The organism is Micromonospora sp. CNZ280, assembly GCF_011759515.1.
Map to the genome: position 1 here is coordinate 364,253 of NZ_JAAOYP010000001.1, position 23,834 is coordinate 388,086.

A 23,834-nucleotide genomic window follows, 5' to 3' on the forward strand; every position below is an offset into this window, starting at 1 on the left:
CCCCGATCAGGGCTGCGACCCGGTGGGCGACGGACGCGTCGACCCGCAGCAGAGCTGCTTGCCCCCGAGTCAAGGGGGCGCTGTCCGCTGCTCGATGACGACGAGGGCCTGGCCCATCCCGGGTGGCCGCTGCGTGGAAGCCCGAGGCCTTCGCGCTCTGGTAGGTGGTCGAGACTGGGGCGCATGGAGTTTTTCTGTTACCACCGCGATCGGAGCGGCTCCCAGGCCTTGCGAGAGCAACTGGTTGAGGAGCACTGGTCATACATGGACCGGTATGCGCCGGGGCTAATCGCCCGCGGGCCGACGTTCACCGACGACGGCGCGCCCACTGGCAGTGTGCACATCGTCAACCTGCCCGACCCCGCCGCCGCCCGCGCGTTTGCGTTCGACGAGCCGAACTACCAGGCCGGCGTGTACCGGGACGTGCTGCTGCGCCGGTGGCGCAACATGCTGGGCCGCAACATGTGGGAGTACCCCGATGGCCGTAGCGGTGGCAGCCGGTACCTGGTCCTCGGTCTCGGCGCTGGGAAGCCGGACGACCCCGTCCCGGCGGACCAAGAGGCTTTGATCGCCTACGGTCCCCTACTGTCCGACGACGGCACTGCATGGCTCGGCACCGCCGCCCTCGTCCGGGCACCCAACGCGATCGCCGCACAGGCAGTTTTCAACCCCAGCCGTTATGCGGAGATCGAGGTGCACAACTGGCAGTTCGGCGGGCGGCGCTGACAGACGGCCCATCAGGGGACGAGGACAGCCTGGCAGGCCGGGCCGCCCATGGGCCAGTATCCGTGACCCACAGCGATCATGAGCGGGCACGAGCGGCACCTGGCCCTGCCGTCAGCCGCAGGCATACCAGGCATCACGACCCGTCGCACGCGCTCTTCCAAACGGAAGCTCCCGCCGGGGCGTCGCCAGGGCGTCAGGCGTCCCCAGGGCGTCGAACGCCGGCCAAAGTTGACCGACGGCGACCATCGACGCCTGAAATACAGCCAAGCCACAGCCTTGATCGCGGCTCTGGCCTGATGGGCGACGGACGAGTCGACCTGTACGCCGGATTCTGTGACCGGCGCGCGCCCGAAGGCTCGCGCCGGCGGCGGCCATCCATCTCGGCCTACCGTCGCCGGCAGGCTCCAGCGGCCTACCCGCAGACATCGGGCGGGCCGCCCTCAAGCGTCTGCGCGGATCGTCATCCTGCGGGTGACGACCCTTTCTTGGCCTTGCTCCGGGTGGGGTTTACCGAGCCACCCCGGTCACCCGGGGTGCTGGTGGGCTCTTACCCCACCGTTTCACCCTTACCGTCCCCGATGGGGCCGGCGGTCTGTTTTCTGTGGCACTGTCCCGCGGGTCACCCCGGGTTGCCGTTAGCAACCACCCTGCCCTGTGGAGTCCGGACGTTCCTCGGCGGCGGGCCGGAGCCCGCCGACGCGACCGCCCGGTCGACTCGTCCGTCGCGCACCCATCCTAACGACGCGGCGGCGGCACCCATTTCCACCCTGTGGCAACGGCGATGTCACAGGGGCCGGCGGGTCGCCCCGTGTCGACCGCCGGCCCCGGTGATCGACTCCGTGACCGGCTCACCAGTTCCACACGAGCGACTCGTTGAAGAGCCGCTCACCGTTCGCCGGCTCCCGCAGCGTCCCGGAGCCCACCACCTTCCCGTCGCCGTCCACCGCCCGCAGGGTCACCTGCGCGCCGAGCGGCAGGGTCAGCAGCGCCGCGCCGCCGCGTACCTCGGCCGTGGCACGGACCTGGCCGTCCGCGACCGCCTCGACCCGGACGGCCTCCCGGCGCGGCACCACCAGCAGGCGGTCGGTGAGGGCGGCATGACCATCGACCACCGCCGGCACGCGGACCGCTGCCAGGTCGTACGCGACGCTGGTCCCGGTGGCCACCAGCGGGGCCGGGTTCCGGTCGGGCCCGTCCACTCGCGGAACGTCGGGCCGTGCCTCGCCGGGGCCGGCCAGCGCGAGCAGGCCGCCCTCCCCGGAGCCGAGTTGCAGGACCAGCGGGCCGTCGCCGGGCGGGCCGACCAGCACGGCGTCCCGGGAGTCGAGCCGGCCGGCCCAGCGCACCTCGGGCGGTATGACGCCGCCCACCAGGCCGCTGCCGTCCACCAACTCCCGGTACGCGGTGTCCGCGCCCCGCGCCGCCCGCCAGTCGGCCGTCGGCGGCGGGTTCGGCCGGCCGTCCCGTGGGTCGTCCCTGCCCGCCCAGCGGGTCTCGACCACGAAATGCCGGATCCCGATGGGACCGGCCTGCCGGAGTTGGCCGTCGCACTCGACCCGCCACCAACCGCGGGCCAGGACCGGCTCGACCAGCAGGTGGTCGCCGCCGGGCGCGGGCTGCCAGCGCCGCTGCACGCCGCCCCACAACTGGGCCGAGCGGGCGTGGGAGACGGTGCACCCGGACGGCGCCAACCCGAGCAGCCAGGTCTGCTCGGTGCCGAAGCTGGTCTCCAGCACGGTGAAGGCGGCCGGCTCCAGGTTCGCCTGGCTGTTGCCCCTGAGCAGGTCCCGCGGTGACGTTCCGACCTCGGCCTCCAGGGTGGCCAGCGCCGCATGGGTGTCGGAGTGGTAGGCCAGCACGACGTTGCGGAAGCCCGCCGTGTCGTCGGCCCAGAGCACCTTCACCGTCGACAACTCCGCGCTCATGAACAGTCGGTCGCCGTCCCGGTCGGCGCGGCGGGCCAGCTCGCTCAGGAAGGCCCGGTCGCCGGCGAGGCTTCCCCGGGTGGGTGAGTTGATCAGGCGCCAGGTCCACTCCGAGTCGACCGGGAAGCCGTGCAGGGCCGGCGTACCGTCGTCGGGCCGTCCGTCCAGACCCGCGGCGCTGAAGGCCGCCGGGCCGGCCAGTGCGGCAGCGAGGACCGCTGCCGCCGTCGCCCAGAGGCCCGCGAGACGACGCCGCCGGCGCCGTCGGGCGTGCCGCATCAGACGGCCGTACGGGTCCTCGTCCGGCACCACCGTATCGGCGATCCGGGCCAGCCCGGCACGGAGTTCGTCCACGCTCATGCCCGTTCCCCCATCAGCTCGCCGGTGACCGCCGACCGGCCGGCCGGCGGGTGCAGCACCGCACGGAGCCGGGTCAGTCCCCGCGCCGCCTGGCTCTTCACCGTCCCCACCGAACACCCCATCGCCGCCGCCACGTCGGCCTCGGCGAGGTCCTCCCAGTAGCGCAGCACCAGCACCGCCCGCATCCGGGCGGGCAGCCGGTCCAGCGCGGCCAGCAGTTCGTCGCGGACGACGACCGCGTCCGTGGAATCCGGGCCGGCCCGGTCCGGTACGACCGAGGTGAGCAGTTCCCGCAGGCCGATCCGTCGCCAGCGGCTGGTGCGTTCGTTGACCATCGCCCGGCGGACGTACGCCATCGGCTCGTCGACCCTGCGCCAGTGCCGCATCACCTTCAGCAACGCGTCGTGCACGAGGTCCTGCGCGCCGTCCCGGCTGCCGGTCAGCAGGTACGCGGTCCGCAGCAGGTCGCCGTAGCGCACCTCGACGAACTCCCGGAAGTCGGGATCATCCACGCGCCGCGCCTTGGTCCTGACCGGTCATGCGCCGTTTCCTCTCCCTCGGGGCCGTCTCAACCGGTACGACGCGGCACCGGGCCGGAAGGTTGAGAGGCGCCGCGGCCCTCCCCGGCGACCGGCCGGAGCCCGTACTAGCCTCTGGGGACCATGGATCTCGCCGACGCCGCCCTGCTGCTCGTCGCCGGTCTCGCCGCGGGCACGGTCAACGCGGTGGCCGGCGGGGGCTCGCTCATCACCTTCCCCGCGATGATCGCGGTCGGGTTGCCGCCCGTGCCGGCCAACGTCAGCAACTCGGTGGCCGTCTTCCCCGGCTACCTGGCCAGCGTGGCGGGCAGCCGGGTGGACCTGCCGCCCGGGCGGGCGCTGGCCACCCTGGTGCCCACCACCATCGTCGGCACCATCGCCGGGGCGTTGCTGCTGCTGGCCACCCCGGCGCGGGCGTTCGAGCTGGTCGTACCGTTCCTGGTGCTCGGCGCGACAGCGGTGTTGGCCTTCCAGGACCCGCTGCGCCGGCTGGTCGGGCATCCGCGCGACCTGTCGCCGCGCCGCCGTACGGTCGCGGTGCAGGCCATGGTCGCGCTCGGCGCGGTGTACGGCGGCTACTTCGGCGCGGCGCTCGGGGTGATGCTGGTCGCCGGCCTGGCCCTGGTGCTGGACGCCACGCTGGCCCGGGTGAGCGCCATCAAGAACCTGCTCTCCGCCCTGGTCGGGGTGACCACGCTGGTGATCTTCTCGCTCTTCGGCCCGGTGAACTGGGCGGCGGTGGCACTGGTCGCGCCGGCCACGCTGGTCGGCGGGTACGCCGGCGCCCGGCTGGTCCGCCGGCTGCCGTCGGTGGTGCTCAAGACGCTGATCGTCAGTTTCGGCACGGTGATCGGGCTCTACCTGCTCTACCGCGCGCTCAGCTGAGGGGGCACTGCCGCCCGACCGTGGGTGCGGCGCCCCGGGCAGGGCGGAACCCGCCGCTCCCGGCCCCCGGGCGTAACGCAGCCGGGGGCCGGGGCGGGCTCAGGCGACGGGCTCCGGAGCCGCGTCGGCGTCCCGGCGGTCGCCGGGCGTCACCCGCGGGTCACCCTCGTCGGCGAAGTAGTCGTCCGACGTGGTGCCGTCGACGCCCTCGCGCACCTTCACCGCCCGCAGGATCAGCGTCAGGATCGCCGCCACCAGCAGGTTGACCAGGACGGCCACGATGCCCACGTAGATCGTCTTCGGGGTGTCGAAGCCGAACTTCTCCAGCGGGAACGCCGAGCCGGCGAAGTGCTTCCGGGTCGGGCTGGAGATCTGGTAGAGCATCCACATCCCGAGCCCCATGCCGGCCACCCAGCCGGCGATCAGCGCACCCCGGTGGAACCAGCGGGTGTAGAGGCCGAGCGCCACCGCCGGCAGCGTCTGCAGGATGATCACGCCGCCGATCAGCTGGAGGTCGATGGAGAACTGCGGGTCGAGGAAGACGATGCAGGCCACCGCGCCGATCTTGACCACCAGCGAGGTGATCTTGGAGACGTTCGCCTCCTGCGCCGGGGTGGCGTCCCGCCGCAGGTACTCCTTGTAGATGTTGCGGGTGAACAGGTTCGCCGCCGCGATCGACATGATCGCCGCCGGCACCAGCGCGCCGATCCCGATGGCCGCGTACGCGACGCCGGTGAACCAGCTCGGGAACTGCTGGTCGAAGAGGAGCGGCACGATGGTGTTGTTGTCCACCGTCCCCTCGCTCGCCCCCGGCAGCGGCTTCACCTCCGCCGCGATGGCCATGTAGCCGAGCAGCGCGATCAGCCCGAGCAGCAGGCTGTACGCCGGCAGCGCGGACATGTTCCGCTTGATCACGTCCCGGTTCCGGCTGGCCAGCACGCCGGTGATGCTGTGCGGGTAGAGGAACAGCGCCAGCGCCGAGCCGAACGCGAGCGTGACGTACTGGAGCTGGTTGTTGGCGTTGAGCAGGACCCCGTCGCCGGGGCTCGGTGAGGCGTCGAACTTCGCGTCCGCGGCGTCGAAGATCTCGCCCCAGCCGCCCAGCTTGTACGGCAGGTACAGCACCGCCACCAGGATCACGATGTAGATCAGGGTGTCCTTGACGAAGGCGATCAGCGCCGGCGCGCGCAGCCCGGACTGGTAGGTGTACGCGGCCAGGATGGCGAACGCCACGATGATCGGCAGGTGCCGGGCCAGCGTGCTCTCCCCGGTCACCCCCATCGCCTTGAGCACCGCCTCGATGCCGACCAGCTGCAGCGCGATGTACGGCATGGTGGCGACGATGCCGGTGATCGCGACCAGCAGCGCCAGCACCGGCGAGTCGAACCGGCTGCGAACGAAGTCGGCCGGCGTGACGAAGCCGTGCCGGTGCGACACCGACCAGAGTCGACAGAGCACCAGGAAGACCAACGGGTAGATGACGATGGTGTACGGCACCGCGAAGAAGCCCATCGCGCCCGCGCCGAACACCAGCGCCGGCACCGCCACGAAGGTGTACGCGGTGTAGAGGTCACCGCCGACCAGGAACCAGGTGATCCAGCCGCCGAAGTTGCGCCCGCCCAGCCCCCACTCGTCGAGGTGGGCCATGTCGCGCGGGGCCCGCCACCGAGCGGCCACGAAACCCATCGCGCTGACCAGCAGGAAGAGCAGCGTGAAGATGATGATCTCGGTGAGGTGGTCGCGCCACATCAGCGGTCACCTCGCTTCTTGGTGAGCTGGTAGACCACCGTCGTGGTGGCCACCCCCAGCACGATGTAGGCCAACTGGAGCCAGTAGAACCGCGGGAAGCCGAACAGTCGTGGGCCGTCGGCGTTGAAGAACGCCGGGATCAGCGGCACCACGATCGGGATGAAGAGCAACCAGTTCCATCTGCTCTTGTCCTTTGCCCGGGACGACCCCGTCAGGGGCGCCTCCGGTGCGGGTGTGGCCGGTTCGGGTGCAGCCATCGGACCCACCTTCCAGTCGTCGCTCATGATGTGACGGCCGGAGGCTACGGCTCTGTGAGCGCTGTCACGTTCGGCTGATCCACTCCGCTGCGCCGAACGGCCGCTCGGCTGCGCCGAACGGCGGGCCCCCTCGCCCTCCGGCCCCGCACGAACAGAGAAAGAGTGGCCATTCCGCGGGGAATGACCACTCTTTCGGTGAACGAGCGCGGCGGGGTGGGGGTGGGGGTGGGGGTGGTCAGGGGGTGGGGAGGTGGGCGGTGTCGTTGACGGTGCGGACGGCGATGCCCCCGTCGGGCCACCGGTCCAGCACCGAGATGCCGGCGGCGTCCAGGAAGAGCCGGTGCAGGAAGGCGTCACCGGCCGCCAGCGCGTCGCGCAGCGCGAGCTTGATCGGCGAGACGTGCGAGACCACCACCACGGTCTCCCCGGGGTACGCCTCGACCAGCGCGTCCAGCGCCCGGCGGGTGCGTTCGGCGACCGCTGCGAACGACTCCCCGCCCGGCGGGGCCACCCCGGTGGAGGCGAGCCAGGCGTCCATCTCGCCGGGCCACCCCTCGCGCACCTCGCTGAAGGTCCGCCCCTCCCAGGCGCCGAAGTCGCACTCGATCAGGTCGTCATCGCGGCGTACCGGCACGCCGCCGAGCGCCGCGGCGATCGCCTCGGCCGTCGCCGTACACCGGGACAGCGGGGAGCTGACCACGGCCGCGACGGTCGGCGCCAGCTCGGCCACCCGGTCGCCGGTGGCCCGGGCCTGGGCCCGGCCCCGGTCGGAGAGCGGCACGTCGCCGCGACCGGAGTAGCGGCGCTGCTCGGTGTACTCGGTCTCGCCGTGCCGCACCAGGATCAACCGGGTGGCGGTGAAGCTCGGGCGCGGCTCCCAGGAGGCCGGGGCAGTGGCCGGGTCGGTGCCGGTGGTCCCCTCCGCCGCGGCGCGGGCGGCCGCCTCGCGGGCCTGCTCCCGGCCCGCCGGCTCGGGCCCGGCGAGCTCGCGCGGGGGCTCCACCACGCGCGGCGGAGCGACCGCCGGCGCCACCGGCGCGGCGCCGGCGGCAGCGGCGTCCATCGCGGCGTTGGCGAGGGCGTCGGCGTGCCGGTTGCGCTCCCGCGGGATCCAGCTGAACCGGACCGCCGCGAACCGTTCGACCAGCCCTGCCGCCTCGGCGGCGAGCGGGCGCAGCCCCGGGTGCTTGATCTGCCAGCGGCCGCACATCTGCTCGACCACCAGCTTCGAGTCCATCCGGGCCTCCACCTCGGCAGCGCCCAGTTCGGCGGCGGCCGCCAGCCCGGCGATCAACCCCCGGTACTCGGCCACGTTGTTGGTGGCCACCCCGATCGACTCGGAGCGCTCGGCGAGCACCTCGCCGGTCCCCGGGTCGCGGACCACCGCGCCGTAGCCGGCCGGGCCCGGGTTGCCCCTCGATCCGCCGTCGGCCTCGACGACCACCACCCGCGGCGCCACGGGCTACAGACCGGACTCGTTGGTGCGCACCATGATCCGCCGGCACTCCTCGCAGCGGACCACGTCGTCCGGGTCCGCCTTGCGGATCCGGGCCAGGTCCGCGCCCGAGAGTTCGAGCCGGCAGCCGCCGCACCGGCCGGCGGTGAGCAGCGCCGCGCCGAGCCCGGTGTCCTCGCGGATCTTGTCGTAGAGCTTCACCAGGTCGGCCGGGAGGTCGTCGGCGAGCGGCCGGCGGGCCGACTGCTTGAACTCCTCCTCCTTGCCGATCTCGGCCAGCGCCTCGTCCCGACGCCGCTCGGTGGCGTCCCGCTGCTCCCGGGCCTCGGCCAGCCGGCGCTCCACGTCGTCCAGCACGGCCTGCGCCGTCTCCCGCTGCTCCATCAGCTCCAGCTCGGCGTCCTCCAGGTCGCCCTGCCGGCGGTTGAGCGAGACCAGTTCGTGCTGGAGCGCCTCCAGCTCCCGGGCCGGGCCGCTGCCGGCGGCGAGCCGCGCCTCGTCCTTTGCCTTACGGGCCCGCACCTGGTCGATGTCCTTCTCCAGCCGGGCGATGTCCCGGTCCAGGTCGTCGACCGCCACCTGGGCGCGGACGCGCTCGTCCTCCAGCGCCGACAGCTGGCGGGCCAGCGCCTCCAGCTCGGCCCGCTCGGGCAGCGCGCGGCGGCGGTGGTTGAGCTGGGCGAGCGCGGTGTCGATCGCCTGGAGGTCGAGCAGGCGGCGCTGGACCTGGGGGTCAGCCTTCACGGTCGGGGCTCCTTGTCGTCCACCGCGGGTGGGGCGGCGTGTACGGTCCACGGGTCGGTGTCCAGGTCGGACACCAGCGTCTCGACACCCGGCGTCGCCCGCAGCAGGGCGGCCAGGTCGTCCAGCCACGGTCGTTCGGTCGCCCAGTGGGCGGCGTCCAGCAGCGCCGGCCCGTCGGCGGCGAGGTGCTCGCCGGCCGGGTGGTGGCGCAGGTCGGCGGTGAGGTACGCGTCCACCCCGGCGGCGGTCGCGGCAGCCAGGAAGGCGTCGCCCGATCCGCCGCTGACCGCGAGCGTACGCACCGTCCGCTCGGGGTCACCCGCGGCGCGTACGCCCCAGGCGGTGACCGGGAGCACGGCGGCGGCGTGCCGGGCCAGTTCGGCGAGGGTCATCGGCCCCGGCAGCTCGCCGATCCGGCCGATCCCCCGCCCGGCGCCGTGCGCCGGTGACCCGGGCGCGGGCGGGTGCAGCGGGCGCAGTCCGGTCAGCCCGAACCGGGCGGCCAGCGCGTCGGAGACGCCCGGAGCCGCCACGTCGGCGTTGGTGTGCGCGACGTACAGGGCCACGTCCGCCTTGATCAACTGGTGGACGATCCGCCCCTTGTACGTGGTGGGCGCCACCGAGGAGACCCCGCGCAGCAGCAGCGGGTGGTGGGCGACGATCATGTCGACCCCCGCGCCGAGCGCCTCGGCGACCGTCTCGGGCACCACGTCGACCACGCAGAGCACCCGGCGTACCGGGGCGCAGGGCTCACCGAGCACCAGCCCGACCCGGTCCCAGTCCTCCGCCCAGACCGGCGGGTAGCGCCGCTCCAGCTCGGCCACCACGTCGGCGACGGTCGGCGGAACTGCGGTTGTGCTCACGGCGGGCCAGCTTACCGGTACCCGGCCGGCCCGGGCGGATGCTCGGGCGCGGCGGTTGCTCAGGCCACGGCGGGGCCGACCCGGCAGAGCCGGTCGCGTACCGCGGTGAGCGGCAGCGCCCACGGGAAGGCGCTCAGGTGTCGCTCCCCCGTCCCGGGCGGCTGCAGCGAAACGACGTGGTCGCCGAAGAGCACCGTCACCCCCCACTCGGCGAGCAGCGCCAGGCTGCTGCGGAACGCCGGGTGGCGGGCCATCGCCGTGTTGGTGAACGGCACCGCTACCAGCGGCACCCCCAGGCCCTGCGCCTCGACCAGCAGGCCCAGCGCGAGCGTGTCGGTGATCCCGGCCGCCCACTTGTTGACCGTGTTGACAGTGGCCGGGCAGACGATCATGGCGTCGGCCGGCGGCAGGACGTCCGGGTCGCCCGGGTTCTTGTAGTGGGTCCGCACCGGGTGACCGGTCTGCCGGGCCAGCGCGGCCCGGTCGACGAACTTCGCGCCGTCCGGCGTGGTGATCACGCAGACGTCCCAGCCGTCCTGCTGGGCCAGCTCGACCAGCTGGCCGACGTGGCGCGCCAGCGGCGATCCGCAGGCGATGACGTAGAGCACCTCGCGGCGTTCGGTGCGCTGCCGGCCGGTCATCAGACCGGCTCCGCGCTCATACCCCTACTCCCATGTGCTCAGCCAACTCCGCGATCGGAGAAGGCGGCGCACCACGTGTGCGACGCAGGATGTCCGACATCACCTCGTGGGCGATCGGCCGGCAGCGGATCTCGGACGGCGCCAGCCGGTCACCGCGCAGCAGCATCTCCCCGGCGTTGGCCACGTCGCCGATCTGGGCGTAGCCGCGGGCGATGTCGAGCAGGTGGTGCGCCCGCCGCTCGGGCAGCAGCGCGTTGAACGCCGGCTCCTGGATGCGCTGGTGCACCTCGACCGCCCGGCCGCCGTCGCCCAGCTCGACGGCCGCGGCCGCCCGGTGCAGCTCCAGGTTGGTCGGCCCGAACGAGGTCCAGTAGTGGTTCTGGTCGCCGCCGAGCAGCCGAGCCGCCTCCTCGGCGCCGTTGAGCAGGTCGTCGACGGTGGCCGAGTCACCGATCCGGGACGCCGCCATCGCGCCCTGCAGCAGCAGCATGCCGTAGACGGAGAGCCGTTCCGGGGAGGCGTCGTTGTTCCCGCCGGGAGCGAGCCGGTTGGCGATGGTGACGTTCAGCTCCAGCGCGGGACGGGCCCGCCCCATCGCGGCCAGCGCGTTGCAGACCCGGGTGGTGGCGATGCCGGCGAGCAGCTGGTCGTCGGCGCGCTGGGCGACCGCCATGGACCGGTCGGCGGCGAGCCAGGCCAGGTCGCACTCGCCGAGCTTGCGCAGCACCGAGGAGGCGATCTGGTAGACCTGCCCGAGCAGGTGGGCCGCCTCGCGGGCCTGGTCGCCGCCGTAGCCGGCGTCGGCGGCCTGGGCGTCGCGCAGCAGCTTGGGCAGCGCCCGGGTGAGCATCCCGTAGCGGCCGTACTGGTAGGTGAGCCAGGCGTGGTTGACGGCCTTGCGCATGTCGGCCAGCGGCGGCGGGTACGGCGCCGCGTCGAAGTACGCGCTCATCGAGTCGTACCGCTCCAGGGCGGCCCGGATCTCCTGGACCTCGACCTGGTCGATGCAGTTCAACGCGTCGGTACGCCGCTCCGGGTCCTTGCCGAGCAGCAGTTGCACGTCGACCTGGAGAATGTCGGCGATCTCGTAGATGACGGAGAACTTGTCCAGCCGGCGCACACCGCGCTCGACCTTGTCCACCCAGCTCTTCGACTTGCCCAGCCGGTCCGCGAAGACCTGCTGCGACATCTTGCGCCGCCCGCGCCAGTAGGCCACCCGCCGCCCAATGGGTAACTCGTCCATCCCGTCCCTCCCCTGGTGCGATCCCGGCCGTGGCCGGCTGACCCCTCGCGGTTGCGGGCGCGCGGTAGGTCTCAGATTTTCGCTGGTCGCACAGTCTGTGCGTCAGCCGTACAGCCAGTCCTCGTAGCTTTCGTGCAACTTGCATCAGCCGTTCGTCAACTCAACGATCGTGGGTTACGGCAGTGACGGTGCTCGACATGCGGGCCGGGTGCCCGGCCGGGTCCGCCGAGGGGAGATGGCACACATGTGGGGGAACGTCGGACCACGCGTCGTCCAACTGTCGCCGTTGGAACGGGTCCGGCTGCGCCGGGTGGCCGTCCGCTACGCGTTGCACGGCTGGGAGGTGACCCCCGGCGCCTGCCTGGCACGCAGCCGGTTCGTCTGCGGCCGCGCCGGCTGCCCCACGGTCGGCTGCCACCCGGCGCTGGAGAACTGGGAGCACGCGGCCAGCGCCGACCCGGCCCGGGTGGCGACCTGGTGGCGCACCCGGCCGCACGGCGTGCTGCTGCCCACCGGCCGGGCGTTCGACGTGCTGGAGGTCGCCGCGCACCTCGGCCGGCGGGTCCTCGACGCGGTGCAGACCCACCCGGCCGGCCCGGGCGTACGCGGGCCGGTGCTGGTGACCCCCACCGGCCGCTGGATGTTCCTGGTCCGCCCGGGCGACCCGCTGCGACCGGAGCTGGACCACTGCTTCCACGTGGTCCGGCACGGGCCCGGGTCGTGGATCCCCGCGCCGCCGACCCGGCTGCCGGAGGGCACCGTCCGCTGGGCCGTCGCACCGGAACAGGCCCGCTGGCGGCTGCCCGACTCCTACCTGGTGCAGAACGCGCTGATCGAGGCGCTGCGGGCCACCGGCGTGACGCTGACCTCGGAACTGCTCCCGGGCCACCTGCCGTTGCCGCGCCGCGGGATGTGAACCCCGCCCGGGCAGCGTCGCCGGCCGACCGCCCTCGTTGCACAGGGCGACGGCGCAGACGCCAGGAGCGGGGGTTCGATGTCCACCGACGACACCACGCGCCAGCCGGACGGCACCGAGCCGCCCCGGCACAGCCGCCCGCGCTACCGCTGGGCGGGCACCCGGCCGGCCGGCTCCCGCCCGGGCCGGCCGCGGCCGGCCGGCTCCCGGCCCGCCGGCACCCACCGCCCGGCCCGCTGAGGCGGAGGGGCGACCGCGCGACACCGGTCAGTCGGCCAGCGGCAGGCCGGCGGAGTGCAGCAGCCGGCCGTCCTCGGTGACGATCGCGTGCTGGTAACCGGCGAGCCGGTCCAGCCAGCCGACGCCGGCGACGCCCATCGCCACCGCCGCGGTGGCGTACGCGTCGGCGACGCCGAGATCCGGCCCGACCACGGTGACCGAGCGCAGGCCGCTGGCCGGCACGCCCCGCCGGGGATCCAGCACGTGCGCGCCGCGCTCGTACCTCCCGGAGGTGGCGACCGCCAGGTCGGTGGCGGTCAGCACCAGGCAGGTGGCCATCGGGTCCCACGGGTGCCGGACGCCGATCCGCCACGGCCGGCCGGTGGCCGACCGTCCGCGCACCCGCACGTCCCCGCCGGCGTTCAGGCAGTGGTTCGCCGCCCCGGCCGCGAGCAGCCGATCCGAGACGACCTGCGCCGCCCAACCCTTGACGTAGCCGGACGGGTCGAGCCGGCCGGTGGCGTACGCGTCGAAGAACCCGTCGGTGGCGCCCCACAGGTCCGCGCAGCGGACCAGCACCTCGCGCAGGTCGGCTGAGCCGTCGGCGACCGCCAGCTCACCCCGGTCCACCCGGCACACCTCGCTGTCCGCGCGGTAGGTGCTGAACCGGGCGTCCACCTCGCGCAGCCAGCCGAACACCCCGTCGGCCAGCTCGGTCAGCTCGGCGGTGGGCAGGTCGTCGGCGAGGTCCAGGCTGATCGCCGTACCCATCACCTGCTCGACCCGGCGCAGCCCCGGCCGGGCCGGCGCGGCCGGCACCTCAGCCGGCCCGGTCGAGGGCGGCCTGCAACGACCGCCGGTACGACTCGCTGGTGGCGGTGGCGCCGGAGACGGTGTCCAGGTCGGCGCTCTGCTGCTGCACCACCAGTCCGGCGGTGCCGCTGTACCGGTCGTCGACCTGCTCGCTGCGCTGGTCGGACTGGGCCGTGTCCTCGGGCAGTTCCAGCGCGACGACGTTGACGATCCGCGACCCGGAGAGGGTGACCTGCACCTGGACGTTGCCGTACTCGTTCTCCACCACCGGCCCGGTCACCGTACGGGTGGTCGGCTGCGCCGGCTTGCTGCTGGTCCGCGGCGCGGACGGCGCCCGGGTGCCCGAGCCGGGCCGGCTCGCCGGTGGACGGGCGGTGGTGCGGGCGGGCCGGGGCGAGGCGGTGCCGCCGGCGGGCGTCTCGCGTGCCCCGGCCGGCGCCTCCGGTGGTGCCGAGCCGGCCCCGGGGACCACCGGCCGTTCGTCGACCGGCAGGCCCTGGGCGGCCACCGTGGTGTCCGGCCCGCCCTTGAGCACCACCATCGCGGTGGTGCTGGCCGCCAGGCCGGTGATCGCGAGGAGTGCGCGGCGCATGGTGCCTCTCTACAGCTCGAACGTGGCGAGGTGGATCTGCCGGCGGGGCACGCCGGCCTGCCGGAGCACCTGGAGCGACTGCTCGACCAGGCCGGGCGGCCCGCAGAGGTAGACGTCCCGGCGGGCGACGTCGGGCACCAGCCGGCGCAGCCCGTCCGGGCTCATCACCTGGCGCGGGCCGGGGTCGTGGCGGGAGCCGATGACGTACCAGACCGAGACGTGCCGGGCCTGGGCCAGCCAGTCCAGTTCACGGCTGAGCAGCACGTCGGCCGGGGTTCGGGCGCGGTAGATCAGCGCCGCGCCGGGCGGCAGCTCCTCCAGCATCGCCCGGATCGGGGTGATCCCGCTGCCACCGGCGATCAGCAGGGCCCGCTCCCGGGTGCGGTGCGCGGCGGTGAAGGTGCCCGACGGCCCCTGCACCCAGACCCGGGTGCCCGGGTCCAGGTCGCGCAGGTCGGCGGTGTGCGTGCCGACCACCTTGACGGTCAGCCGCAGCCAGCGACCGTTGGCCGCGGCGGAGACAGAGAACGGGTGGGACTGCCACCAGCAGCCCCGGGTGAGGAACCGCCAGCGGAAGAACTGGCCGCCGAGCAGGCCCATCCGGTCCAGCCGCCGGCCGGTCAGGTAGATCGAGATGGTGTCCGGGCTCTCCGCGACCACGTCGGCGACCTGCAACCGGTGCCGCAGGTTGAACGCCAGCGGGGCGAGCACCCGGCCCCAGAGCAGGGCGGCGAGCACCAGCACGTACAGGGCGATCCAGAAGGTGCGCACCGGGCCGGGGTGGAACAGCTGCGCGCCGTTGCTGAACTGGTGACCGAACCCGAGCAGCAGCACCGGATAGGCGGACAGGTGCAGGGCGTGCCACAGCTCGTACGGCAGCGCGGTGCGGATCGCCCGGATGCTGGTGAAGCCGACCAGCACCATGATGCCGGCGGCGGCGAACGCGGAGACCATGTCCTCGTAGTCGCGCAGCAGCAACCCGGCCTCGGTGAGCACCGGGTTGTCCTCCAGCCCGGCGTAGCCGACCACGATCAGCGAGGTGTGCGCGAGCATCGCGACCAGCAGGGTGGCGCCGACGTCGCGGTGCCAGCGGGCCAGCTGTTCGCCGCCGATCCACCGTTCCAGCACCGGCAGCCGGCTCATCATGAACACCTGCACCAGCAGCAGGTAGCCGGCGACCAGGCCGGTGATCCGGCCGGCCGCGGTGAGCGTGGCGGCGGAGTCGCGCAGCGAGCCGGCCGGGGTGTCCAGCCACCAGGGCAGCACGCTGGCCAGCAGACCGACCACGAGCAGGGCGGCCAGCAGCCGCCGGCCGCCGGGCCCGCGCCGCGGCGGCACCGTCGGCGGTACGTCCGCAGCCGGGCCCTCCTTCGATCGCGACTGCGGGGCTCGCAAACCCGGCTGACTCCTCGCGCTCACCGGCCGGCCGCCGTGCCGGGACCGGGTCCCGGTGCGGCGGCCGGCGGCGTGCGTACGGGTGTACGTCACGCGTACAGCTTCATCGGGGTGTACCTCTGCCGGGGGAAGATCTTCTCCACCTCCGCATTGGTGAGCCCGAAGCGGCCCTGCGCGACGGCCCCGTAGACGTTGAACATGTTGTTGTATTCGGGTACGTCGCCAGAGTCGAGATCGTTCAATCCGTTCCAGGTGCCGAGCAGCGAGCCGGCCAGTTTCCGTCCGGACAGGATGGTGACCACCCCGCCGTGCCCGTGGTCGGTGCCGCCGCCGTTGGAGGCGACCCGCCGGCCGAACTCGCTGGACACCATGATCGTCACGTCGTCGGCCTGGTCGCCGAGGTCGGTGAAGAACGCGGCCATCGCGTCGGCCAGCTCGGTCAGCCGCCGGTGCAGCTGGCCCCCGGCGCGGGTGCCCTGGTTCTCGTGGGTGTCGTAGCCGCCCATCCCGACCGTGGCGACCCGGACGTTGGCGCCGCCCTTGATGAGCTGGGCGAGCTGCTGGAAGGCGCGCCCGACGCCCTCGTACCGCACGCCCTCCGCCGGCTGGTACGGCTTGGCGGCCAGCTTCTGCGCGGTGGCCAGCGCGCCCAGGCCGGACTGCACGGCCTCCTCGACCGGGTGGTTGATCCCGGTGAACAGGCCCTTGATCGCCTTCTCGGTGGCGGCGCGGAACCGGTCGTCGCCGTTGAGCCGCAGCGAGCCGACGCTGTTCAGCGACAGCGCGCCGTTGGTGCCGACCAGCGAGCGGGGCAGCGTGCTGCCGATGCCGACGCTGCGGAACGCGGTGCCCTTGCCGAGCGCGTCGACCAGGCTGTCCAGCCAGCCCCGGCCGCCGGTCTCGCCGGGCAGGCCGCCCAGGTTGCAGGCGTCCGCGGCCTGGAAGTGGCTGCGGGAGAGCCGCTCGTCGGAGACGGCCGGGACGAAGCCGAGCCGGCCGGACTTCAGCCACGGCTCCAGCGACTTGAACGCGCTGGTCAGCTTGAACCCGCGGCCCACCGCCAGGGAGTCGTCGGCGAGCAGCAGGTCGGGGCGGGCCTTGGCGAGCACCGGGTCGTCCGCCGGGGCGACCAGGCTCAGCCCGTCCAGCCCGCCGTAGAGGAAGACGTGGATCAGGGTGCCGGTCCTGGTGGCGGCGAACGACGCCGAGGTGGTGACGAACTGGGCGGTGGCCAGCGCGGTCGCGGTGGCGGCGGCGCCGGCGACGAAGGTGCGCCGGGTCACCCCGCGCCCGTCCTGCTGGGCCTCCTCCAGGTCCTCCAGCCGCCGGTAGCGGTCCCGCTCGGCGGCGTTCTCGGCGGCGACGACGTCGGCCTCCGCGCGCAGCAGCGCCTCGGCCGGGTTGTCGGCCAGCCGCCGCAGGTCTGGGCATTCGGGGTGCAGGGGGTACGAGTACACGGTCTTCTCCATCGAATGCCTCACCGGAGGTGGTGCTGGGGGGATGCGAGGATCGCCCGCGCGACGGCGGCGACGGCCCCGTTGAAGGTGGCGTCGACCTTGGTGCCGGCCGAGACGCCGGCCACGCCGAGGATCAGCGCCTTCTCCCGGGCGGAGAGCTGCTGCTGCACCAGCCGCTTGGCCAGCGCGTCCACGTACGCCCCGGCGGTGGCCGGCGGCTTGGCGACCAGCTTCTCCGGGCGGGTGTAGGTGAACGTGGTGCGGTGGCCGGCCAGCAGGTCGCCGGCCTCGTTCCAGCCGTTGACCATGGTGCCGGCGGAGGTCCACGCGACGTAGACGTCCGGGTAGCCGTCCGGGGTGGGCTGGCCCATCGGGTACTGGCCCAGCTCGCGCAGCTTGTCGTGGATCTGCCGCAGCCCGCGGGCGAACGGGGTGCGCTTGTTGTCGTCGTTGTCGTGCTTCGGTGACGCCTCCGGCGAGACGCCCAGGGTGCGGTAGGTGGCGACCAGGTACTCCATCGGTCGGCGCACCTTCTGCCCGACCGCCGCCCAGAACTCCGACGAGCTGAACAGCGTCATCAGCACCGGCTTCACCAGGCCCTTGTTGGCCGTGTACGTCTTGGCCAGCCGGTCCACCAGGGACTTTGGCGGGGTGTCCGAGACGAACCGGGTGGCCAGGCTCTGCGCCACGTACTTCGCGGTCGACGGGTGCAGCGCGAGGTAGGTCAGGTACGCGTCGATGGCCGCTTCGGCCTTCTTCGGGTCCTGCGAGCTGTTGGCGTGGGTGAAGCCGAGGATCTTCACCTTGCCGACGTAGTGCCGCTCGGGGCGGAAGACGTACTTCCCGTCGTTGACGCCCCGCCCGGTCTGCAGCAGGGCGGCCTGCCGGACGTCCTTCTCGGTGTAGCCGCCGTCGACGCCCACGGTGTACAGCTCGAGGTTCTCCCGGGCCAGGTTCTCGTTGACCGCGTCGGCGCGGGAGTCGTTCTGGTTCAGGTAGAGCAGCAGCGCGGGGTGCTTGTTGGCGGCCAGGAACATCTCCGGGTAGCTGCCCAGCGCGTGGGCCCGGATGACGTCCCGGTCAAACGACGCCCGGTACACCTCGCCGCCGTCGAAGTCCGCGGCGACGTGCAGGAAGTCGTTCCAGAAGTCGACCATCACCTCGTACAGCTGGCGGTCGGACCAGATCTGCCGGGCGATGGTGGCCTCGACCAGTTCCCGCTCCGGCTGGGCGCCCCGCTCGTTGAGCTGGTCGCGCTGGTCGCGCAGCTGCTGGGTGGAGAGCTTGAGGGTGGGCAGTTCGGCGAGCTTCAGCTCGGCCCGGGTGGGAGCGATCCTGTCGGGGTCGAGCTGCGCGCGCAGCCAGGCGTCGATGCCCTGCTCCCGGATGTCGGCGACCAGCCTGGGCGTGGCGCCGAAGGTGGCCCGCCGGGCGAGGTGCAGGATCGGGTCCTTGGCCAGCACCGTCTTGACGGTCACCGGGGTCTCCGCCGCGGCGGCGGCCGGCCCGGAGAAGGTCCGGCCGCCGGCCGGCGCGTTCCGCTTCAGCGCCTCGCCGGCCCGGGAGCCCATGTAGCTCTCGTTCTGCTCGGTGTACGTGCGCACCGTGCTCGGCTGCTGGCCGCTGGGCCGGGCCGCGGTGCCGTCGGTGACCGCGGTGCCGGTCGCGTCGCCCACCGGCTCGTCGCCGAAGAGGCTGCGCACCTGCGGGGTCATCGCGAGGGCGGCGCCGCCGGCGACCACCGCGGCGGTGCCGCCGAGCGCGGCGAGCGCCCTGCGGCGGCCGACCGGGCGACCGCGCTCCTCGTCGTCGTCCAGGTTGGGCAGTCCGGCGCCACCGCTCTGCTGGCCGAAGCCGCCGGCGGGGCCGGTCGGCTGGCCGAATCCGTCCGGACCGACCCACTGGGGTCCGCGCGGGTACTCCGGCTGCCCGCCCGGCTGCGGCGAGCGGTATCCGTGCGGTGCTGACGCGTTCGAGTCGCGGTATCCGGTGCTGGAATGCTGTCGTGCGTCCCAGCCGCGGTCGTCCCGCGGTCGCCGTGGTGGCACATTCTGGTCGGCCATGTACCAATCCCGATTCCTACCGTGCGCCGGCACGGCTGCGACCAGCGAGGTCGAGGTCCGGCGACTGTTGCCTGAGGGGGTTGCCCGGCAAGGTAGTGAAGGGGTCCGGCCGCCTCAAGGCACGCCGGAAGGCCCCGTGCGGGCACTTAAGACAGCCCTCAGCGGCGCGCCGGCGGGCGGGACCGCCAGCCGAGTTGTCCCGGGCCCCGGGAGCAGGGCCGACCTGTCACCCGCCGACCCCGACGTAACGTTTTCGCCGTACGCGACGCTTTTTGCGCCGTTCGACGGCACAGCGAAACTTAAGGTCCGGTTAAGCCTGTGCTGAGGTGTCCGGACACCGGTCACCCGGGACGTCGGCTCCCCCGGCGCGAGGGCGCCGCCGACCCTCGGGCGGGCGGGCAAAGTACCAGCAGGACGGGCGTGAGCCGCCGCCGCAACGGGTATGCCGCCGAACCGCTGAACGCGTGAGGGGAAGGCACATGCTCAGCAAAGAGGATCAGCGCAGGTTCGAGCAGATCACCCGCCACCTCCGGGAGAGTGACCCGGCGTTCTTCGCCCGGCTGGACAGCCGGGCCCGGGCCCGCCGCAGCCGCTATCTGATGCTGTTGACCATCGTGCTGTGGGCCTCGTTGCCGGCGACGACCGTGCTGGCCGGCCGGACGGCCGGCGCGATCTGCGCGGTGGTGCTGCTGGCCAATGCCGCGGTGATGTGGCGGTACCGGCGCCGCTGGCTATGACCCGCCGAGGGCTCGGTAGGCCCGCCGCAGCCGTTCCACCAGCCCCGGTCCGCCGATGGCCGGAGCGGGCGGGCCGAGCTGGCGCAGCAGAAGGTCGGGCCCGGTGGCCAGGCTCGGCGGCCGGTCCGGCAGCGGCACCGGCGGGAGCCAGAACCGGTCCACCGCCTCGGCCAGCGGCGCCGGCGGCAGGCCGGCCACCGCCCGCGCGGCGCCGGCCGCCGGCGCGTCCACAGTGTCCGCCGCCGGTCCGGCCGAGCCCGGCGCGGCCACGTCGTCCGGCGTGGACGGTCGATCGCCGGTCGCGCCGTCCGTCTCGCCGGACGCGGCGCCGTCCGCGCCGCTGGCCGCGACGCGCAGCGCACGCAGCCGGTCGAGCAGCTCGGCCCGGGCCCGGCCCCGCCAGTGCAGCAGCTGGAACGGGTCGGCGTCGAACGCCTCGGCGAGCAGGTAGAAGGTCGCCGCGAGGTGCTTGCACGGCACGGCGAAGTCGGGACAGCTGCAGTGCTGGTCCAGTTCGTCGATCCCGCTCGGGAAGAGCGGGCCGCCGGCGGCGGCGAACAGCTCTTCCAGCTCGGCCGGCAGGTCACCGGCGAGCAGCCGGGCGCTGAAGAACGCCTGGGCGGCCAACTCGTCCTCGATCCGGGACCAGAGTGCGGCCGGGAACGGCGGCAGCGCGATGCGCACCTGGTACGGCTGCGCCCGGGAGCCCTGCACCACCGCGCTGACCGTGCCGGGGGCGATGTCCAGGCTGACCACCTGGCCGGCCCGCGCGTACGACCGGCCGCGGGTCAGCCGGGTGCCGAGCGCGAACGACTCCAGCACCTCCAGGAAGCGCCGCGACCACCAGGACCGGCCGATGGCGCCCCGGGTGCTGCGGGCGCGCAGGCCGCCGTCGACCCGGCGGGGACGGCCGTAGTCGGCGAACCGGCCCGGCGCTGTCTCGCTCACGCCGCCGCTCCCCACCACTGGGCGACGCCGGACGGCACGACCGCTGGCTCGCTCACTCCACCACCGCCCCGGCCTCCAGGCTGAACAGCTCGCGCAGTTGCGCGGTGGACAGCTCGGTGACCCACTGCTCACCGGTGCCGACCACCCGCTCGGCCAGGCCGCGCTTGTCGGCGATGAGCGCGGCCACCTTCTCCTCCACCGTCCCGGCGCAGACGAACTTGCGTACCTGCACCCGGCGGCGCTGGCCGATCCGGAAGGCCCGGTCGGTGGCCTGGTCCTCCACCGCCGGGTTCCACCACCGGTCGACATGCACCACGTGGTTGGCGGCGGTCAGGGTGAGCCCGGTGCCGCCGGCCTTGAGCGAGAGCACGAACAGCGCGGGCCCGTCCGGGGACTGGAACCGGGTGACCATCGCGTCCCGGTCCGCCTTGCCCACCCCGCCGTGCAGGAACAGCACCTCCCGGCCGAACCGGGCGGCGAGGTGGCCGCGCAGCATCCCGCCGAACTCGGCGTACTGGGTGAACAGCAGGGCTTTCTCGCCCGCCGCGAGCACCTCGTCGAGGATCTCCTCCAGCCGGGCCAGCTTGCCCGAACGCCCGGCCAGCGGCGAGCCGTCGCGCAGCAACTGGGCGGGGTGGTTGCAGACCTGCTTGAGCCGGGTCATGGTGGCCAGCACCAGTCCGCGCCGTTCGATGCCGTCGCTGGACTCGATCCGGGCCATCATGTCGTCGACCACCGCCTGGTAGAGCGACGCCTGCTCGGCGGTCAGGTTGCAGACCACCTCCATCTCCAGCTTCTCCGGCAGGTCGGAGATGATCGACGAGTCGGTCTTGAGCCGGCGCAGCACGAACGGGCCGGTGATCCGGCGCAGCCGCTCGGCGGCCTCGGCGTCGCCGTGCCGCTCGATCGGTTCGGCGAACCGCTTCTTGAACGTGGCCGCCGGGCCGAGCAGCCCGGGGTTGACGAACTGCATGATCGACCAGAGGTCGGCGAGCCGGTTCTCCACCGGAGTGCCGGTGACCGCGATCCGGTGCCGGGCCGGCAGCGCGCGTACCGCCTCGGCCTGCCGGGTGGCGGCGTTCTTGATCGCCTGGGCCTCGTCCAGCACCACCCGGTGCCAGTCGATGCCGGCCAGGTCCACCGCGTCGCGGGCCGCCACCGAGTAGGTGGTGAGCACCAGGTCCGTGTCGTGCACGGCCGTGGTGAACTCCGCCCCCCGGGCCCGCTCGGCGCCGTGGTGCACGTGTACGCGCAGCCCGGGCGCGAACCGCGCGGCCTCCCGCTGCCAGTTGCCGACCAGCGACATCGGGCAGACCAGCAGGGTCGGCCCGGCCTGCGGCGGGTCCCCGGCGAGCAGCGCGAGCAGCTGGACGGTCTTGCCCAACCCCATGTCGTCGGCGAGCACGCCGCCCAGCCCGAGCGACTGGAGGAAGGCCAACCAGGCCAACCCCCGCCGCTGGTACGGCCGCAGCGTGCCGTGGAAGGCCGGCGGCGGGTCGGCCGGGGTGAGCCGCCGCTCCACCGCGCCGGCCAGCAGATCGCCGAGCGCGCCGTCGGCGGTCACCTCCAGCACCGGCAGCGCGTCGGGCTGCTCGGCGTCGGCGAGGCCGAGCCGGAGCAGGTCGGCCACGGTCAGCTCGCCGGCCGAGCGGAGCAGCCGCAGCCCGGCGGCGAGCCGCTTCGGGTCCAGCTCCACCCAGCGGCCGCGGAGCCGGACCAGCGGGGTCTTCAACGCGGCCAGCGACGCCAGCTCGTCAGCGGTCAACGGCTGGTCGCCGAGAGCCACCTCCCAGCGGTAGTCGACCAGGGCGTCCAGCCCGACCCCGCCAGCGGCGGTGGCCACCGTGCCCGGCGCGGTCCGGCTGCGCGCCTGCAACCGGGCGCCGAGGCGCGACGAGGGGCGCTGCCACCAGGAGGGCAGCAGCACGGCGAACCCGGCGGCGTGCAGCACCGGGGCACCTTCGCGGAGGAATCGGTGCGCCCCCTCGACGTCCAGCTCCAGCGCCTCCGGCGTGGCGGTACGCAGCGCGGTGTCCAGCTCCGGCCAGAGCCGGCTGGCCCGGCCCAGCTCCGCCAGCAGGGTCTCCTGCGGGCTGTCCAGCCGGCCGGCCAGGCCGCCCACGGACTGGGGGGCCAGCCAGACCTGCCCGGCCTCGACGTGCAGGCTCGGCTCGTCGGCCGCCTGGAGACCGAACTCGACCCGCCAGCGGCCCTGCTGTCCCACGGTGGCCGTCGGGTCGGCGGGTACCACGACGACCGACTCGGTGAACTCGTCGGCGGGCGGCTCGACCAGCCGGAAGCTGGCCCGCACCGCGCCGCCGGCGGCGTCCCGCTGCCAGGCCGCCAGCTCGGTGCGGAGGGTGTCCAGGGCGGCCGGGTCGGCGGTGAAGTCCCGGCGCGGGCCGGTGAGCGCGGCCAGCCAGGGCGGCACCGCGCCGTTCGGGCGGACCCCCCGGGCCAGCGGGATCTCCCCGAGCGCCGCCCGGGCGGCCGCGTCGGTGAGCGCGTCGAGGGCCTGCGCGACCAGCACGCCGGCCGGGACCTCCGCCGCCTCCCGACGGCGGGCGGCTCCCCGACCGTCCAGGCGCCGGACGGCGGCCGGTTCGAGCCGGTCCACCTCGATCACGGCACGGGCGGCCGGGGGCAGTGCCAGCGCGAGCGCCCGGGCCCAGCCCGCGTCGGTGCCGGTCAGCAGCGGCCGCCACACCGCCCGGGCCCGGTCGCCGCCGGCAGCGACCCGATCGGGGCCGCCGGCCGGATCCGGTGCCTCGGCGGGGAGGTCGGCGAGGCCGGGCAGGACCCGGCCCCGGGTGACCAGGTCGGCGGCGAACTCGGCCAGCTCGGCGAGGTGCCGCAGGGTTGCGCCGGGCGCCGCGGCCGCCAGGTCGAGGCGGCGCAGCAGCGCCCACGCGGCGTCCGGGGCGTACAGCAGGACGGGGACCCGCCAGCCGGCGAGGGTGACCGACCCGCGGGCCGGCGCCACGACGGCGGTCCGGACCAGCTCCGGTGAGTCCAGCGGCGCGCCGGCCCGGGTGGGCAGGGTGAGCAGCGCGGTGCCCAGCTCGGCCGGGTCGGCGCCCTCGGCCAGCGCGGCGGCCAGGGCGGCGTGGTCGGCGGCGAACGGGTGCGGACGCTCGCGAGGCGCGCGGCCGGGCCGCCGGGGCGCGTCGGCCGGCCGGCTGCTGTCCTCGGCCCAGACAGCCAGCGTGCCGTCCGGACCGTAGCCGGGCAGCCACGACCCGTGGATGACCAGCACTCGCTCCTCCTCGTCGAAGCCCGACCCAGGATAGGCGGCCCGGGCAGGCT

The 23,834-nt window shown here is 74.1% G+C and carries 21 protein-coding genes and 1 other RNA gene; 5 read left to right on the plus strand and 17 right to left on the minus strand.

Annotation, left to right across the window (positions count from 1 at the left end; genetic code table 11):
• The first annotated feature begins 183 nt into the window (after positions 1 to 183).
• Positions 184 to 726 (plus strand): YciI family protein, encoded by a 543-nt coding sequence (locus FHX32_RS01670; RefSeq protein WP_167178839.1) that lies wholly within the window; start codon positions 184 to 186, stop codon positions 724 to 726.
• Between the two features lie 304 nt (positions 727 to 1,030).
• Here the strand turns inward: FHX32_RS01670 and rnpB are convergent.
• The 3 genes from rnpB to FHX32_RS01685 form a co-directional block, all read right to left on the minus strand.
• Positions 1,031 to 1,444, minus strand: an RNA gene (rnpB, locus tag FHX32_RS01675) — RNase P RNA component class A.
• Positions 1,445 to 1,574: 130 nt separating this feature from the next.
• The gene (locus FHX32_RS01680; protein ID WP_167178841.1) at positions 1,575 to 3,011 is read right to left on the minus strand and encodes a hypothetical protein; all 1,437 of its coding nucleotides are present in this window, start codon (positions 3,009 to 3,011) and stop codon (positions 1,575 to 1,577) included.
• On the minus strand, positions 3,008 to 3,523 hold the full coding sequence (locus FHX32_RS01685; protein ID WP_167178843.1) for a SigE family RNA polymerase sigma factor: 516 nt from the start codon (positions 3,521 to 3,523) through the stop codon (positions 3,008 to 3,010). The genes FHX32_RS01680 and FHX32_RS01685 overlap by 4 nt, the downstream gene beginning before the upstream one ends.
• A gap of 150 nt (positions 3,524 to 3,673) precedes the next feature.
• On the opposite strand from FHX32_RS01685, the gene FHX32_RS01690 reads away from it, so the two are divergent.
• Complete coding sequence (locus FHX32_RS01690) at positions 3,674 to 4,435, plus strand: sulfite exporter TauE/SafE family protein (RefSeq protein ID WP_167178845.1); 762 nt, start codon at positions 3,674 to 3,676, stop codon at positions 4,433 to 4,435.
• A 99-nt stretch (positions 4,436 to 4,534) separates the two neighbouring features.
• Here the strand turns inward: FHX32_RS01690 and mctP are convergent, their stop codons facing one another.
• The 7 genes from mctP to FHX32_RS01725 all read right to left on the minus strand — a co-directional run bounded on the left by mctP (position 4,535) and on the right by FHX32_RS01725 (position 11,388).
• Complete coding sequence (gene mctP, locus FHX32_RS01695) at positions 4,535 to 6,184, minus strand: monocarboxylate uptake permease MctP (RefSeq protein WP_167178847.1); 1,650 nt, start codon at positions 6,182 to 6,184, stop codon at positions 4,535 to 4,537.
• A complete protein-coding gene (locus FHX32_RS01700) occupies positions 6,184 to 6,441 on the minus strand; it encodes a DUF3311 domain-containing protein (RefSeq protein WP_088992608.1) in 258 nt (85 codons plus the stop codon). Before FHX32_RS01700 ends, mctP begins: the two co-directional genes overlap by 1 nt.
• A gap of 235 nt (positions 6,442 to 6,676) precedes the next feature.
• Positions 6,677 to 7,900, minus strand: coding sequence for a bifunctional RNase H/acid phosphatase (locus FHX32_RS01705; protein WP_167178849.1), 1,224 nt, complete (start codon positions 7,898 to 7,900; stop codon positions 6,677 to 6,679).
• Between the two features lie 3 nt (positions 7,901 to 7,903).
• Positions 7,904 to 8,641 (minus strand): CT398-like coiled coil hairpin domain-containing protein, encoded by a 738-nt coding sequence (locus FHX32_RS01710; RefSeq protein ID WP_167178851.1) that lies wholly within the window; start codon positions 8,639 to 8,641, stop codon positions 7,904 to 7,906.
• Positions 8,638 to 9,468 carry a Nif3-like dinuclear metal center hexameric protein gene (locus FHX32_RS01715; RefSeq protein WP_486481063.1) on the minus strand — a complete coding sequence of 277 codons (831 nt, stop codon included), beginning with the start codon at positions 9,466 to 9,468 and terminating at the stop codon, positions 8,638 to 8,640. The genes FHX32_RS01710 and FHX32_RS01715 overlap by 4 nt, the downstream gene beginning before the upstream one ends.
• Before the next feature lie 95 nt (positions 9,469 to 9,563).
• Positions 9,564 to 10,145, minus strand: coding sequence for a flavoprotein (locus FHX32_RS01720; RefSeq protein ID WP_167178855.1), 582 nt, complete (start codon positions 10,143 to 10,145; stop codon positions 9,564 to 9,566).
• 16 nt (positions 10,146 to 10,161) lie between these two features.
• Positions 10,162 to 11,388, minus strand: coding sequence for a helix-turn-helix domain-containing protein (locus FHX32_RS01725; RefSeq protein ID WP_167178857.1), 1,227 nt, complete (start codon positions 11,386 to 11,388; stop codon positions 10,162 to 10,164).
• A gap of 235 nt (positions 11,389 to 11,623) precedes the next feature.
• On the opposite strand from FHX32_RS01725, the gene FHX32_RS01730 reads away from it, so the two are divergent.
• A complete protein-coding gene (locus tag FHX32_RS01730) occupies positions 11,624 to 12,304 on the plus strand; it encodes a bifunctional DNA primase/polymerase (protein WP_208417897.1) in 681 nt (226 codons plus the stop codon).
• 78 nt (positions 12,305 to 12,382) lie between these two features.
• The gene (locus FHX32_RS01735) at positions 12,383 to 12,544 is read left to right on the plus strand and encodes a hypothetical protein (RefSeq protein ID WP_157748057.1); all 162 of its coding nucleotides are present in this window, start codon (positions 12,383 to 12,385) and stop codon (positions 12,542 to 12,544) included.
• A gap of 27 nt (positions 12,545 to 12,571) precedes the next feature.
• Here FHX32_RS01735 and FHX32_RS01740 read toward each other — a convergent pair whose 3' ends face one another.
• The 5 genes from FHX32_RS01740 to FHX32_RS01760 are packed head-to-tail and all read right to left on the minus strand — an operon-like array spanning position 12,572 to position 18,843.
• Positions 12,572 to 13,294: an FAD:protein FMN transferase gene (locus FHX32_RS01740; RefSeq protein ID WP_167182064.1), complete on the minus strand. Its 723-nt coding sequence runs from the start codon at positions 13,292 to 13,294 to the stop codon at positions 12,572 to 12,574.
• A gap of 49 nt (positions 13,295 to 13,343) precedes the next feature.
• Positions 13,344 to 13,928 (minus strand): FMN-binding protein, encoded by a 585-nt coding sequence (locus tag FHX32_RS01745; protein WP_167178861.1) that lies wholly within the window; start codon positions 13,926 to 13,928, stop codon positions 13,344 to 13,346.
• 9 nt (positions 13,929 to 13,937) lie between these two features.
• Entirely contained in the window at positions 13,938 to 15,416 is a 1,479-nt protein-coding gene (locus tag FHX32_RS01750) for a ferredoxin reductase family protein (RefSeq protein WP_167178863.1), read from the minus strand.
• The gene (locus tag FHX32_RS01755; RefSeq protein ID WP_167178865.1) at positions 15,413 to 16,792 is read right to left on the minus strand and encodes a DUF1501 domain-containing protein; all 1,380 of its coding nucleotides are present in this window, start codon (positions 16,790 to 16,792) and stop codon (positions 15,413 to 15,415) included. The genes FHX32_RS01750 and FHX32_RS01755 overlap by 4 nt, the downstream gene beginning before the upstream one ends.
• An 8-nt stretch (positions 16,793 to 16,800) precedes the next feature.
• Positions 16,801 to 18,843 (minus strand): DUF1800 family protein, encoded by a 2,043-nt coding sequence (locus FHX32_RS01760; protein WP_167178867.1) that lies wholly within the window; start codon positions 18,841 to 18,843, stop codon positions 16,801 to 16,803.
• A 479-nt stretch (positions 18,844 to 19,322) separates the two neighbouring features.
• Here FHX32_RS01760 and FHX32_RS01765 point away from each other — a divergent pair, with 479 nt between their 5' ends.
• Complete coding sequence (locus FHX32_RS01765; RefSeq protein WP_167178869.1) at positions 19,323 to 19,580, plus strand: DUF3040 domain-containing protein; 258 nt, start codon at positions 19,323 to 19,325, stop codon at positions 19,578 to 19,580.
• On the opposite strand, the gene FHX32_RS01770 is transcribed toward FHX32_RS01765, so the two are convergent.
• Positions 19,575 to 20,543, minus strand: a complete 969-nt coding sequence (locus FHX32_RS01770; protein WP_486481064.1) for an SWIM zinc finger family protein — start codon at positions 20,541 to 20,543, stop codon at positions 19,575 to 19,577. The two genes, FHX32_RS01765 and FHX32_RS01770, sit on opposite strands and share 6 nt — an antisense overlap.
• Before the next feature lie 37 nt (positions 20,544 to 20,580).
• On the minus strand, positions 20,581 to 23,784 hold the full coding sequence (locus FHX32_RS01775) for a DEAD/DEAH box helicase (protein ID WP_167178873.1): 3,204 nt from the start codon (positions 23,782 to 23,784) through the stop codon (positions 20,581 to 20,583).
• Positions 23,785 to 23,834 lie beyond the last annotated feature (50 nt).

Coding starts and splice junctions, on each gene's coding strand:
- FHX32_RS01730 (WP_208417897.1), top strand. CDS start 11,624: ATGGCACACATGTGGGGGAACGTCGGACCACGCGTCGTCCAACTGTCG.
- FHX32_RS01700 (WP_088992608.1), bottom strand. CDS start 6,441: ATGGCTGCACCCGAACCGGCCACACCCGCACCGGAGGCGCCCCTGACG.
- FHX32_RS01725 (WP_167178857.1), bottom strand. CDS start 11,388: ATGGACGAGTTACCCATTGGGCGGCGGGTGGCCTACTGGCGCGGGCGG.
- FHX32_RS01735 (WP_157748057.1), top strand. CDS start 12,383: ATGTCCACCGACGACACCACGCGCCAGCCGGACGGCACCGAGCCGCCC.
- FHX32_RS01670 (WP_167178839.1), top strand. CDS start 184: ATGGAGTTTTTCTGTTACCACCGCGATCGGAGCGGCTCCCAGGCCTTG.
- FHX32_RS01720 (WP_167178855.1), bottom strand. CDS start 10,145: ATGACCGGCCGGCAGCGCACCGAACGCCGCGAGGTGCTCTACGTCATC.
- FHX32_RS01680 (WP_167178841.1), bottom strand. CDS start 3,011: ATGAGCGTGGACGAACTCCGTGCCGGGCTGGCCCGGATCGCCGATACG.
- FHX32_RS01760 (WP_167178867.1), bottom strand. CDS start 18,843: ATGGCCGACCAGAATGTGCCACCACGGCGACCGCGGGACGACCGCGGC.
- FHX32_RS01755 (WP_167178865.1), bottom strand. CDS start 16,792: ATGGAGAAGACCGTGTACTCGTACCCCCTGCACCCCGAATGCCCAGAC.
- FHX32_RS01690 (WP_167178845.1), top strand. CDS start 3,674: ATGGATCTCGCCGACGCCGCCCTGCTGCTCGTCGCCGGTCTCGCCGCG.
- FHX32_RS01745 (WP_167178861.1), bottom strand. CDS start 13,928: ATGCGCCGCGCACTCCTCGCGATCACCGGCCTGGCGGCCAGCACCACC.
- mctP (WP_167178847.1), bottom strand. CDS start 6,184: ATGTGGCGCGACCACCTCACCGAGATCATCATCTTCACGCTGCTCTTC.
- FHX32_RS01765 (WP_167178869.1), top strand. CDS start 19,323: ATGCTCAGCAAAGAGGATCAGCGCAGGTTCGAGCAGATCACCCGCCAC.
- FHX32_RS01740 (WP_167182064.1), bottom strand. CDS start 13,294: ATGGGTACGGCGATCAGCCTGGACCTCGCCGACGACCTGCCCACCGCC.